The organism is Acidobacteriota bacterium (assembly GCA_018268895.1).
GTDB lineage: Bacteria > Acidobacteriota > Terriglobia > Terriglobales > Acidobacteriaceae > Edaphobacter.
The window spans coordinates 132,023-145,141 of sequence record JAFDVP010000007.1 but is presented as its reverse complement, the minus strand read 5'-3'; the positions used below and the strand labels follow the sequence as shown (position 1 = coordinate 145,141).

Annotated in this window: 9 protein-coding genes; 5 read left to right on the top strand and 4 right to left on the bottom strand. The window is 58.0% G+C overall.

Translation table 11 applies throughout. From position 1 onward, the window contains the following. Nucleotides 1–186 precede the first annotated feature (186 nt). The gene (gene gluQRS, locus JSS95_08175; GenBank protein ID MBS1799785.1) at nucleotides 187–1,005 is read right to left on the bottom strand and encodes a tRNA glutamyl-Q(34) synthetase GluQRS; all 819 of its coding nucleotides are present in this window, start codon (nucleotides 1,003–1,005) and stop codon (nucleotides 187–189) included. Between the two features lie 213 nt (nucleotides 1,006–1,218). On the opposite strand from gluQRS, the gene JSS95_08170 reads away from it, so the two are divergent. Next, the gene (locus JSS95_08170) at nucleotides 1,219–1,662 is read left to right on the top strand and encodes a hypothetical protein (protein ID MBS1799784.1); all 444 of its coding nucleotides are present in this window, start codon (nucleotides 1,219–1,221) and stop codon (nucleotides 1,660–1,662) included. A gap of 255 nt (nucleotides 1,663–1,917) precedes the next feature. Here the strand turns inward: JSS95_08170 and JSS95_08165 are convergent, their stop codons facing one another. Next, a complete protein-coding gene (locus JSS95_08165; GenBank protein ID MBS1799783.1) occupies nucleotides 1,918–3,237 on the bottom strand; it encodes a DNA polymerase in 1,320 nt (439 codons plus the stop codon). Nucleotides 3,238–3,662: 425 nt separating this feature from the next. On the opposite strand from JSS95_08165, the gene JSS95_08160 reads away from it, so the two are divergent. From JSS95_08160 to JSS95_08145, 4 genes are all read left to right on the top strand, one after another. Continuing rightward, entirely contained in the window at nucleotides 3,663–6,137 is a 2,475-nt protein-coding gene (locus tag JSS95_08160) for a putative Ig domain-containing protein (GenBank protein MBS1799782.1), read from the top strand. A 126-nt stretch (nucleotides 6,138–6,263) separates the two neighbouring features. Continuing rightward, a complete protein-coding gene (locus JSS95_08155; GenBank protein ID MBS1799781.1) occupies nucleotides 6,264–7,925 on the top strand; it encodes an acyl-CoA carboxylase subunit beta in 1,662 nt (553 codons plus the stop codon). An 81-nt stretch (nucleotides 7,926–8,006) separates the two neighbouring features. Beyond that, a complete protein-coding gene (locus JSS95_08150) occupies nucleotides 8,007–8,372 on the top strand; it encodes a cupin domain-containing protein (protein MBS1799780.1) in 366 nt (121 codons plus the stop codon). 336 nt (nucleotides 8,373–8,708) lie between these two features. Next, the gene (locus tag JSS95_08145; GenBank protein MBS1799779.1) at nucleotides 8,709–12,242 is read left to right on the top strand and encodes a TonB-dependent receptor; all 3,534 of its coding nucleotides are present in this window, start codon (nucleotides 8,709–8,711) and stop codon (nucleotides 12,240–12,242) included. Between the two features lie 98 nt (nucleotides 12,243–12,340). Here JSS95_08145 and JSS95_08140 read toward each other — a convergent pair whose 3' ends face one another. Further along, complete coding sequence (locus JSS95_08140; protein MBS1799778.1) at nucleotides 12,341–12,715, bottom strand: carboxypeptidase regulatory-like domain-containing protein; 375 nt, start codon at nucleotides 12,713–12,715, stop codon at nucleotides 12,341–12,343. An 83-nt stretch (nucleotides 12,716–12,798) separates the two neighbouring features. After that, entirely contained in the window at nucleotides 12,799–12,996 is a 198-nt protein-coding gene (locus tag JSS95_08135) for a hypothetical protein (GenBank protein ID MBS1799777.1), read from the bottom strand. Nucleotides 12,997–13,119 lie beyond the last annotated feature (123 nt).

The following is a 13,119-nucleotide window of genomic DNA, read 5'->3' as shown; positions in this document are numbered from 1 at the left end:
CCGTGCCGCAAGCGCCTGTAGCGAGACGGGGCTTCAGCCCCTGAGGTCTATGCCTGTGCTGGCTTGTACCTCAGCGGCTAAAGCCGCCCTTCTCTTGGAGGAATCTGATACGGCACGGCTGAAGCCGTGCCCTTAAGCAATACGGTTCGAGCTTCGCTCGAATGAGCCATCTGCGGTGCCTCGACATTATGCAGAGAACATCTGTATGACGTCGGCCGGGGTCTTTCCTTGCTCGCGCAATGTTCGGAGTGCAAGCGCGTCGTGACGTTTTGCGAGGCGCATGCCGTGTTCGTCGCGCAGCAGCCGCGTGTGGAAGTAGTCGACGGGTGGCAGTGAGAGGGCGCGCTGAAGGAGGATCTGGCGAGCGGTGGATTTGAGCAGGTCGGCTCCGCGGACGACCTCGGCGATCTGCGAGTCGGCGTCGTCGACGATGCAGGCGAGCTGATAGCTGGGCAGATCGTCCTTGCGCCAGATGAGGAAGTCGCCGAAGTCTTTGCCTGCGATGAAGTTCTGTGGGCCAAGGTTCGCGTCGTGGAAAGTAATGACCTCGCCATCGGGCACGCGGAAGCGATAGTTTGTGTTCGGCTGGAGCGATTGAGCAGGCGAGCAGCGAGTGGGACGGCATTTGCCGGTGTAGACAGGCTCGTCGTCCGTGTCTTCATGCGGCGCGGCGACCATCTCCGCAAGCTCCTTGCGCGAACAGGTGCAGGCGTAAACATGGCCTGATGCGAGGAGACGAACGAAGGCCTCGCGGTAGAGCGCGATGCGTTGCGACTGCGTGATGATCGGCGGTGTCCACGCGATGCCGAGCCATGCGAGGTCTTCGAGCATGGCTTCGACGTAGTGTTGTTTGGAGCGCTGCGGGTCGAGGTCTTCGTTGCGGAGGAGCAGTGTGCCGTTGTGTTCCTTTGCTCGCTGATACGCAGCCCAGAATGTGGCGGCGTGGCCGAGGTGGAGCAGGCCCGTGGGCGATGGGGCGAGGCGGCCGATGTAGCGTTCAGTCACTAAAAAAGCGTACCTCAGCGGCTGAAGCCTCTTGAACGGGTTGATATGTTTGGCGGCACGGCTAAAGAGCCTGCCCTGAGCGAAGTCGAATGGGTGCCCTTAAGCAAGGCGGTTCGAGCTTTGGTAGTGGGCCAGTTTGAATTCCGGGACAACCAAAGTTGCCTATAACCCCGTTTTCCGGACACCAGTGATGATCTGGTATGGAGGTCTCCTTTGGATATGGTTGAAAGGATCAAGCTCAAATCAATGCGGGACTACAATTCCTATATAAAAATGGCTGCTAGAAAAAACATTGGTCTTTTGCTTTTGTCATTTGTCATTCTGACTCCGCTCGTGGCATGCAACACATGCAGCGACGCCTTGACGTCTGAACTGACGTCCGACGATGGCCAATTAACCGCACGTGTTTTCGAGCGGAACTGCGGGGCCACAACCGACTACAGTTCAATCGTGAACCTGCAGAAAGCATCAGACAAGTCTAATGCCAATGATGGCGTTCTTTTCGTGGCAAGAGGGCAACACGCAATATCAGTGAAATGGACTAAAACCAGACAACTTCTGATTTCCTGTCTTAGCTGTTCGCGGAAGGACATCTTTAGCCAAGCAGCAGTGGTTGGTGACATTGACATCAATTATTCATTCGGCGCAAGCCAATAAAGACTCGCAAACGTAACTTCAGCAGGTCGAGAGAAAGAACATCCGGGATCTGTTTCAACGATACGCACCATCGTTCCCGCAAAGTCGGGTTTTCGGAAACTTCAGTCATTTACTCCAAACTGACCCACTGCCCGAGCTTCGCTCGAATACCTGCAACCGCAGGTCCCTTCGACAAGCTCAGGGCGGGCTCTTCGACTCCGCTGCGCTCTGCTCAGGATGACACATGATTTCGATTACAGATTTGATTGCGCAGCGTTACATGTAGTCCACCCCGTACTGCACGGGAATCTGCGTGAACGCGATGCGTGTGGGCGCGCTCTCGCGGGCGGGGAGCATGCTGCCGAAGTGCAGTGTGGTGTGGCCGTACTTGAGGTTGAGCTTGTCCATCGTGGCTGAAAGCTGGGTGCGGTTGTCGGGGTCGCCGAAGAGTTCTTCCTGGTGTTCGTCTTCGGGGATGAGGTCGCGCAGCGTGACGCCGACGAAGAAGGGCTTGCGGAACTCCTCTCCCTGCGGACGCCGCTGCCACATGCCGCGCATGGCTTCGAGCAGGGTGAGCGTGTCCTGGCATTGGCGGAAGCGCGCCTCCATGCCCCAGCCGGAGTGCTTGATACCGCTGAAGTGGCGCTTTGACTTCACGCGCTCGGCCTGCTCGCGCGTGAGCTGGTAGCGGATCGTGACGGCCATCGAGCCGGTGTAGAACTTTTCCATGCGCAGGCGCATGGCGGCCTTGTGCAGCAGCTTGTTGGCGATCGACCACGCGCCCTCTTCAGTGCGAAACTCCGGCGCCATGACGTGCGAGTGGCCGAGCGACTTCTGCACGTCGCTGGTGACGGTGGCTCCGTCGTCGCCAGTCTCGCCGCCGCGCAGCCAGTGGTACATGCGGTCTCCCCAGACGCTGTTGAAGAGGTTGTGCATGCCGGTGCGGTCGAGCGCGAGCAGCTCGGGCATGGTGCGGATGCCCTTGGCGTTGAGCCGCACTTCGGTGCGCGCGCCTACGCCGGGGAGGTCGCGCAGGTCGAGATGCGCGATGGCGCGGGGAAGCTGCGATGGCAGCAGCCCGATGAGGCCGTCGGGCTTCTGCATGTCGCTGGCGATCTTGGCCAGGTAGCGGTTGGGGGCCATGCCGATGGAGCAGCGCAGCGCCTCGCCCACATTCTTATAGATGGACTGCTTGATCTCGAGCGCAATCTTCCGCGCGCGCGGAGGCTCCTGCTCGCGGCCCATGAGCTGGCAGCACATCTCGTCGATCGACGGATTGTGCGCGACGGGGCAGGCCAGCTCGACGGCGTCGTTGATCGCCTTCGAGTACTTGGCGTAGTTGGTGTGGTCGCCCTCGACGAGGATGATGCCGGGGCACATCTTCTTCGCCTCGCCAACCTGGGTGCCGGTCTTCACCTTAAAGGCTTTGGCCTCGTAGCTGGCGGCGATGCAGCAAGTGGTGTCGGCCATGGTGGGCACGACGGCGATGGGCTTGCCGCGATACTCCGGGTGCAACTGCTGCTCGACCGAAGCGAAGAAAGAGTTAAGGTCGATGTGCAGGAAGCCGAAGCGGTCGGGATGGGGGGCGGAGGGCATCGCGAAGATGGATGAATTGTATTCGCTTTTTGTTTGCCAAACAAAATAGTGGGAACCCCACAAGCAGACCCCCTGCTCATTTTCAGAGCGGGCTTTAACTGGTGGAAAACATCCACTTACGGTAGAACAGCAAGTGCTGTTGTGATCTGTTTTGGAGCCCCTTTCTCATGTTGAGTTATTGCCTGCCGTATGTCTTGGTTCGGAAATTTTCCTTCTCGCTTTTTGCATTCTTTATACTTAGCTTTGTGCTTGGTTGTTCTGGTGGGTCAAGCAGTTCCACAGCAACGCCCGCACCTTCCAACCTTGTCTACCAGCAAACGACCGTTACGGTTACTGTGGGACAGGCGATCACGACAAACACTCCTACGGTTACAGGCACGGTAACGTCGTATTCGATCAGCCCAGCACTCCCTGCAGGGTTGACGTTGAATACTTCTACCGGGGCGATCTCCGGTACTCCAACTGCTGCAAGTGCACAGACGGCTTATACCATCACTGCCTCAAACTCCGCAGGATCCACTTCGGCGACGATTCAACTCTCAGTGATTATCCCGCTTGCTCCTCCATCCGGATTGAGCTACTCTCCATCGACGATTTCGGCCACTGTCGGTCAGACAATTGCACCCGTCACACCTACCGTAACTGGTACTGTCACCTCCTATAGCGTCTCTCCAGCGCTTCCTGCTGGCCTTAGTCTCAACTCCACCTCAGGCGCCCTATCGGGAGTCCCTACAGCAGTGACGGCCCTGGCGACGTATACGGTAACTGCAACGAACTCAAGTGGGTCGACGTCAACGAATCTTCAGATCACGGTGAATGCTCCTGTCCCCGCGCCTACAAACCTGTCCTATGCGCGAAGCCCAATTACAGCTACCGTGGGCAAAGCATTCACGCCTGACCTCCCTTTGGTCACCGGCGTCGTCAGCTCCTACACAGTCAGCCCGGCCCTTCCCGCTGGCATGACCCTTGATTCCACAAATGGAGTGATTGCCGGAACCCCTACGTCAATTACAGCAAGCGCCAACTACACCATCACAGCAACGAACTCTGGCGGCAGTACCACGGCTACAGTTGCAATCGTCGTCAACAAGGCCTATACCACGCTTCTGGATCTGGGACATGGGACGTATATTGATCTCATGCGAGCCACTACCACGCGTCTTTTCAGCAGAGACGCCGATGGTCATTGGGTTCTATGGGACTATGCCGCCGGCACACAGCTCGTTAGCGGAGATCAGTTTCCTCGTGGTGGAGGGGTTACCTGGGATGTTGATCTTGCCGGGAATACTCTGATGGTTGGCATCCCTGGTGGTGTCCAGGTCTTTTCAGCTAATGGGAATCTACTCTCCAACATCGCTATCCCGAAGATGAACATTCCAGGCAGCAACTGGGTTCCGAGCTGGCTGAAACTGGCTAGTGATGGCAGTTACATCGCCGCTGGGTCTACAGACGGCTTCACCGTCTGGTCTCCTGCAGGGAAACTCCTTATATCTCGGTCCGGCGATTACCACCTCGCAAAGGCCTTCGCGACGCCTCAGCAAGTCATGGTAGCGCAGGGGCCGGCAGGGCAAAATGTAATCGAAACAATCTCAGTAGCCACAGGAAATTCGTCGGTCGGGCCAGCCTTTTCAGGCTATTTTTATTCCTGGTTTCAGGATGGCAATCGATTCTTCACAAATACTGGATCAACAGTCTGGGTTTATTCCAGTGCGAGTGTTCAAGAAGCGATAATGACATCCCCAATAGCTCCGGTATTGCTAGATCCGGATCCCCCACTGCTTAACTTTGTGGGTCAGGGGAATTGGATGACGTTTTCGGGGGGTAGCTCGACATACGTCTATGCCGTAGGTGCAAATTCCCCAACCGTCACCTACAGCAGCGCATCCACACAGTCATACCTTATCCCATCCGGTTCCATGCTGGCCGTGGGGGGCGTGGGCGCACCATCATTTGTCGTCGACCTGTCAGGTTCTTCGCCGGTCAAAACGAACCTGTCGACTAATCCTCAGGCCTTCGCTGCTGCCACTACGTCTCAGTTGTTCTTAGCTGGGTCCAGTCTTGTGGTTGATGAGTCACATCAACACACTTTGAATCATGGTGCTCTCAAGGCCATCGCCGGAAGTCCAGCAAGGATCGCACTCTCAACATACGACGGGCAGATCACCTACTTCCTTGCCGGAAACACTCAACCCGACGGAAGCTTTGCCCATGCCGCTTCTAAATTACAGCTATCGGACGATGGCACGGTACTTGGAATTGGGTACGGCAATAACATCGATTTCATATCCCTGCCTTCGCAATCACTCATCAACACCTTTACTTACCCGCCTGGTAGCTATACAGACTTTACTATGGCGCGAACCGGAACTTTATTCGGGAAGCGGCTTGCCACAACATGGCAGGTAATTCCCGTTGGCGGCGGATCGCCCCTCTTCTCCATAAACGGCGCCTCGCAACCAATCAGCTTTTCGCCGGATGCCACTCTTGCGGCAATCTCTCCATTCGGATCGGGCGATAATATGTCAGGGAGTTATACCGTCAACGTCTATAAAAATGGTCAGATACAAACCGCAGTGAATGGTTTGCTCTCGGGGTGGCTGGACAATACGAAGTTTCTTGTAAATACCTTTAACCAGTTTCCTACCTTCATGACATATGCTACCGCTGTAATCTACGACGCCGGCGGGAACCAGATATCGACTTCACCCATTCCCCAGCTCTTTCCAATTCAATCTGCGTCTGGAAATCAGGTGTATTCGCCATCCAACAACATCATCTATTCGCTCAGCTCCGGCTCCCCAACCTGGACGGGTCCTGCACCGGTAGACAAGAACGGTAGTATCGCAGGCCCTTATGTTGTGTTTCGAGCAGGCACTCAAGTCGTTCAGGACACGTATTAGAACCAGCACTAGCAGGTTTCCCACTCATGCCGAAAGACATGAGTGGGAGTTCGTGTATAAGCGCAAACCCACTTCTAAAGGTAGGCTCCAACGATCTCTCAAAAAAGCCTGCTAAAATCGCACCTCATGGCTGCTGCTGAACCTCCCGCGACCCCCAAGGAACACGACACGAAGCTGACGCCGCACCAGGTGCGTCTGGCCGAGTTGGCTGCTCGTCATGCCATCGCCGAAGAGGGTGGTGGGCCGGAGCGGCGCGCTCGCGAGCGCAAGGCGGGGAAGCTCACGGCGCGGGAGCGTGTGGACCTGCTGCTCGATGAGGGCACGTTCGAGGAGACGGACAAGTTCGTTACGCATCGCGCCTCGGAGTTCGGCATGGACGAGCAGCGGGTTCCCGGCGATGGCTTTGTCACCGGACACGGGCGCATCGATGGGCGCGTGGTGTTTGTGTTTGCGCAGGACTTCACCGTCTTTGGCGGGTCGCTCTCGGAGGCGAACGCCGCGAAGATCGTCAAGATCATGGACATGGCCATGAAGGTGGGCGCGCCGGTGATCGGGCTGAACGATTCGGGTGGCGCGCGCATCCAGGAGGGCGTGCTCTCGCTGGCCGGTTACACGGACATCTTTTTGCGCAACACGCTGGCGAGCGGCGTGGTGCCGCAAATATCGGCGATCCTCGGTCCGTGCGCAGGCGGGGCCGTCTACTCACCGGCCATTACCGACTTCACGCTGATGACGGAGAAGACGAGCTACATGTTCGTGACCGGGCCGGACGTAATCAAGACGGTGCTGCACGAGGACGTGACCAAGGACAAGCTGGGCGGGGCGACGACGCACAACGAGATCTCCGGCGTGGCGCATTTCATGGCGCACGACGATCGCGAGTGCCTGGCGATGGTGCGCGAGCTGGTGGGGTTCATTCCGTCGAACAATCTCGATGACCCTCCGCGGCGGGCGGCGAGTGATCCCGCCGACCGGGCCGATGCCGCGCTCGAGACGATCATTCCCGAGGAGTCGAACCAGCCTTACGACATGGTCGACGTGATTACGAAGATCGTCGACGATGGGTATCTCTTCCAGGTGCATGAGCACTTTGCGCGCAACCTGGTCGTCGGCTTTGCGCGGATGAACGGGCGGACGGTGGGCCTCGTGGCGAACCAGCCTGCGGTGCTGGCCGGCGTGCTCGACATCGACGCGAGCGTGAAGGGCGCGCGGTTTGTGCGCTTCTGCGATGCGTTCAATATTCCGCTGATCACGTTTGAGGATGTTCCCGGCTTTATGCCCGGCACGGGGCAGGAGCATGGCGGCATCATTCGCCACGGCGCGAAGCTGCTGTATGCGTTCGCCGAAGCCACCGTTCCGAAGCTGACCGTCATCACGCGCAAGGCCTACGGCGGAGCGTACTGCGTCATGAGTTCGAAGCACCTGCGCACGGACGTGAACCTGGCGTGGCCGACGGCGGAGATCGCGGTGATGGGGCCGGAGGGCGCGGTGAACATCGTCTACAAGCGCGAGTTGGACGCCGTGGTGCGGCGGGCGCAGGCGGTGATGCCGCAGGGCGTCTCGCTGACCGAGGAGCAGAAGCTCGAGGTGCTGGCCGAGGCGCGCAAGGAGAAGGTCGACGAGTTCCGCGAGCGCTTCGCGAACCCGTACGTCGCCGCGGAACGCGGCTATGTCGATGCTGTGATCCGGCCGAGCGAAACGCGGCGGCGGCTGAATACGGCGCTCGATATGCTGGCGACGAAGCGCGAGAAGTTGCCTCCGAAGAAGCATGGGAACATCCCTCTGTAAAGGCAGGGATTAGGGAAAGAGGAAGTAGGGAATAGAAGGCCATCTCGCGCTTCATTCCCATTCCCTGTACGCTGTAGCTCTATGCAGGCGAAGGTCATCTCAACCGCAAACGCGGAGCACTACAAGTGGGGCGGTCCGAATGGCACGGAATGCGACGGTTGGTACCTGGTCCGCACGCCGGAGCTGAACGTTATTGAGGAACTGATGCCTCCAGGGGCCTGCGAGCGCCGGCACTACCATATGCGAGCGAGGCAGTTCTTCCTCGTACTGGACGGTGAGCTGACGATGGAGGTTGAGCGCCAGGAGTTCGTGGTTCGCCAGGGTGAGGGGATTGAGATTGCTCCGGGAGAGAAGCATCAGGTGATCAATCGCGGAAAAACGCCTCTGCGCATCATCGTGACAAGCCAGCCTCCAAGCCATGGAGATCGTACCGATGACGAGGGCTAAACTACAGCAACAAACCACTTACCTATAGTTTCTCGATGAATGTCAAGGCGGTTTGTCCCCATATTGCGTAATCTGTCACAAGAAAATTGAATTTCATCACATTTTTCTATTGACGTTTCGATTATCGAAGGATACGTTCTCCACCATACTTAAACCCCGGTAAGGCGGCCGAGATGCCCCTTACTGCTCCAGCAGACACTGACGTTGCGTGCCTGAAGGGCGCACTGTTTTTGTTTGCAGTGGTTGTATGGCGAACCGCGGCCAACGAGCGAGCCGCGGAAGTTGGCAAGAACCCTCCGGCCAAGGCCGGAGATTACTTTGAGAGGCCACACGAAGATGATCAATTCCCCATCAACAATGCTTCGCCGTCTGACGACGGCGTTTTTCCTGCTTGCGCTCGCGTTGATCGCAACGCCGGGCACGGCAACAGCCCAGGAGACTACCGCCGCTGTTCAAGGAGTTGTCACCGATCCCACAGGCGCTGTGGTGCCGAATTCTACCGTAACGGCGACCAGCGTCAGCCTGATCAAGCCGGCTATGACCACGACGGACTCGCACGGTTTCTATCGGCTCAATGCACTGCCTCCGGGCACCTACGAGATCACGGTCAACGGCGGCGGCATGTCGTTCAAGGCGACCCAACTGAAACTTGCCGCAGGCGATCTTCCCAATTTCAATATCAGACTCACTGCTGCTGGTACGGTGGCAGTTGTTGACGTTAGCTCATCGGTTGCGATGGTCGACGTGACGCAGAGCAAGGTCGAGACGGTGATCGACAAAGAACAGATTGATGCTCTGCCGAAGTCTGGCCGCTCGTTCCAATCGTTGCTTACGCTGGTTCCGGGAGTTCGTCAGGAGCCGTTGCAGAGTCTTGCGGTTGTGAACGGCACGACCACACCGAACGCTGCCGGCAATGCCAACATAGGGGGCGGCTCGAGCCGTATGAACGGCTTCCAGGTGGATGGTGCATCGGACTCCGAGAACATCTACATGATGGATGGCGTGAACATCACAAATGTTCAGGGTGGCGGAATCGGCATCAATGTCCCCGGCGAGTTCTTCGAGCAGGTTTCCGTCAAGAATGGGTCCATTGATGCCCAATACGGCGGCGCATTGGGCGGCGTGATCAATGTGATCCCCGCTCGCGGCACCAACTCCTGGCATGGTGCAGTTTCGTTGGGGTACCGCTCGAGCCTCATGGACGCTAACGACCAATGCGTGTACAGCACGGTCTGCTTCCTGCGCTACGATCCTGCAACATCGGCGAACTCATCGACGCGCGTCGATGCGACTGCGCAGTACTACATTGCGAAGCAGGATCATTATCGCTATGTAGACCCGAGCTTCCAGGTCGGCGGGCCGCTGTTGACTGACAAACTGTTCATATTTGCCAGCTATGCGCCAGACTTTCAGCGGACGCGGCGTGATGCGACGTCCACGTTCCTGGGCAACGCCGGCCCGCATAGTTACTACAATGCTGCGGATACACATTCTGCCGTTGGCCGCCTGGATTACAGTCCTACCGGCAAGCTGCGCCTCTTCGCCGGGTGGGACTATAACTTCGTCCGCATTGTGGGCCAGTTGCCGAATCCTGACAGTAAGCTGGGGCAGACGAGCACGAGCGCCAGCACGAACCCGGCAAACTTCCGCCCTGACGGCGGCTTTGTGAACCCGATCTCGGTGTACTCATTTGGCGCCGATTACACGCTGGGCACGAGGACGCTGATCTCGGCGCGCTACGGCTATCTGTTCAACAATACGCACACACTGGGTACCGCGTCAGGTCTGCGGTATGTGTACCAGAACTCTGTAACCGGGACGACCTCGACGCTCTCCGGGGCTGCGATCCCAACCACATATCAGAACACGTCGGGCTTTGCGAATATCGGGGCGAACCAGCCGACGTTCTTCAACACCTATACACGGAAAGGGTTGAGCGTCGACATCTCTCACATAAAGACCGGGTGGGCGGGTACGCACAACTTCAAGGGAGGCTACCAGTTCGCGCGCACCGGAAACAACGTAAAGACGCTCTTTGACTATGCGCAGGTGCTTCTATTTTACGGCTCAGGCCAGACTTACTCGCCTGGCACCAGTCCGACGGCATGCGATGCTGTTATCTCGGCTAATCAGGCGGCATGGGGAGTTTCCAATGCCACGAAGAACTGCACCGGCAACTACGGCTACTTCATCGTCCGTGATGGTACGGACGTTCTGGGCAAGATCGACTCCAATGCGCATGGCCTGTATGCGCTGGATGACTGGACGGTGGGACATACCGGCCTGACACTCAATGTGGGTGTTCGCTTCGATCGTGAGTACCTGCCGCCGTATGCCGCAGGCGATCCGAGCATCACGTTTGGCTGGGGCAGCAGAATCGCTCCTCGCCTTGGCGGTGCCTACGACCTGCTGCACAACGGCAAATTCAAGATATTTGCGAGCTACGGCAAGTACTTCGACATTCTGAAGTTCTCGCTTCCGCAGGGCAGCTTCGGCGGCAACTACTGGCACGATTGCGTGTACACGCTCGACAACCCGAACTTCAATCTCATCCTGCCGACGGCACCAGTAGCAGGGGACGGCTTCCGTCACGGCTGCCCGTCGACAGGCCTGGCTCCGGGCGTGGCCTCCAACGCTGTCAACGATACAGGGGCAACTGGCGGCAATGCTGGCCGCTTTATCGAAAACCTGGACTACCGTGCTGTGAATAACAGCTCGGATGATCCCGGTGTCGATCCGAACATCAAGCCGACCGCTCAGCACGAGGTTCAGGCAGGTGCGGAGTATGCAATGACACCGACCCTGTCGTTCAACGCCCGTTACGTTCGCAAGGCCCTCGACTCTACGACGGAAGACATGGGTCTGAATGATACGTATGGGTACTACATCGGCAACCCCGGTTCAGCGTATGGCGACTTACTACATCGTCCGCTTCCGAACGTATATCGCACTGCCATCACGAATGGTATGGCCCCCGCTACGGCAGCAGGGTTCCTGAATCCGGCGGGTATCTGCTCTACGTGCCCATCGACTCCGGCTGCATCGCGCGTATACAACGGCCTGGAGTTCCGCGTGGAGAAGCGGGCGAACAACTATCAGGTGACGGCCTTCTACACTTACAGCCGCCTCTATGGCAATTATCCGGGACTGACGAGCACGTTTATCACAGACGGCTCTGGCGGACGTCATAACCCAAATAACAACCGTTCGTTCGACAATCCGACGATGCAGTTCACGGCGGCCGGCAAGCCCTTCGGCGGTCCGCTTCCCACCGACCGTCCGCACTCGTTGACTTTGTTCGGTTTCTACCGGTTGAAGTCCTTCCTGGGCGAGTCCACTCTGGGCCTTACGCAGATCGCTTCGTCGGGAACACCCGTAAGCACCTGCCTCGGCAATCTGGCTTCGAACAGCGCCTGCCAGTTCGTCGAAGACCAGAGCCACTATGTGAATCTCTCACGTCAGGCAGACGGCTCGATCACGAAGAGTTCTGTAGGTTTGCGACGAACGGGCGCTTTCACACAGACGAGTACCAACATTGGCCATTACATCCATGTAAGCAAGGACCACGAGAATCGCCGCTTCGGTGGTGAGTTCAACGTGAACAACCTGCTCAACCAGCATGCTGCTATGGCCTACAACGTAACGCCGACGACCTCGGCTCCAACTATCGGTTCCACGGCGAACCCGGTCGGGACCGACTACTACCAGCTCATGACCGGCTACGATTACATGGCGGAGATGAATGGTACGATCGGTACGACCAGCAAGAACGGTGCAGTCAGCCCGAAGATTCTCTCGAATCAGTACGGTCTGCCGAACACGTTCCAGACGGCGCGTTCGGTCCGCTGGAAGCTGGCCTTCATCTTCTAAACAACCTGTTGCACGACTCGATGGGGCCGCGTCTGCGGCCCATTTTTTTTACGACGATTTCAACATCGACCGATAACAACGAGGTTGGTCCCCGTCTGCTACTTATCGATCTTCAGGTTGATATAGAACTGGTTCTTGCTGTCGAAGGAGCTGATGGTCTTCACCGAGCTCTTCTTGCCGTTCAGCTCGGCCCAGATCTCGTAGTCGGTGTTCTGGGCCAGTTGGCCGAAGCGGTACTCTCCCTGGTCGTCGGCGATAAAGCTCTTGACCGAGAGCGTGTGGCCGTCCTTCAGATAGACGACCGCCCCTTTCAGCGCGGCGTTCGCGCCGTCGGTCACCTTGCCCTGGACCACACGCTGCACCGGGCCGCGTTGCTGCGCGGCTGCTGGGACGGCAAGCATTCCGGGCGCGAGCGTGAATGCAAGCAATGACGAAGAGACCAAAGCGGCTTTACCGGCAAGGGAGCAGAGCATCGAGGTTCTTTTCATGCTTTCAGTATACGGACTCCGGCCAGAGACGCACTCAGCAGACGCACTCGGCCTGAGTGCGCGCGAGATTACTCGTCGTCTTCGGTCAACGGGTGGGCAAGCTCTTCGTCGTCGTAACCGGCCTCTTCGATCGGGGCCAGTTCGATTGGGTCGACCGAGACCACCTCGAGCTCGACGCCGCACTCTTCGCACTGCACCGTTTCGCCTGCGTCGACGTCTGTATCCAGGTCGATCGGGCTATCGCATTCGGGACATACCACAGCCATACGGTCCTCCGTGTACAGGTTGCACCTGCCGTCTGTGATGCGGGATCGCCGGCCGGCGCAACGCCTCCGCTTCTAATTTAGCGGCACGTCTCGGCTGTGCGTCAAGCGCATGCGGAAAACTCT

What these genes read in the sequence shown, in the direction of transcription:
- JSS95_08140 (MBS1799778.1), bottom strand. Translation starts at nt 12,715, where the DNA reads ATGCTCTGCTCCCTTGCCGGTAAAGCCGCTTTGGTCTCTTCGTCATTG.
- JSS95_08135 (MBS1799777.1), bottom strand. Translation starts at nt 12,996, where the DNA reads ATGGCTGTGGTATGTCCCGAATGCGATAGCCCGATCGACCTGGATACA.
- JSS95_08150 (MBS1799780.1), top strand. Translation starts at nt 8,007, where the DNA reads ATGCAGGCGAAGGTCATCTCAACCGCAAACGCGGAGCACTACAAGTGG.
- JSS95_08165 (MBS1799783.1), bottom strand. Translation starts at nt 3,237, where the DNA reads ATGCCCTCCGCCCCCCATCCCGACCGCTTCGGCTTCCTGCACATCGAC.
- JSS95_08155 (MBS1799781.1), top strand. Translation starts at nt 6,264, where the DNA reads ATGGCTGCTGCTGAACCTCCCGCGACCCCCAAGGAACACGACACGAAG.
- JSS95_08145 (MBS1799779.1), top strand. Translation starts at nt 8,709, where the DNA reads ATGATCAATTCCCCATCAACAATGCTTCGCCGTCTGACGACGGCGTTT.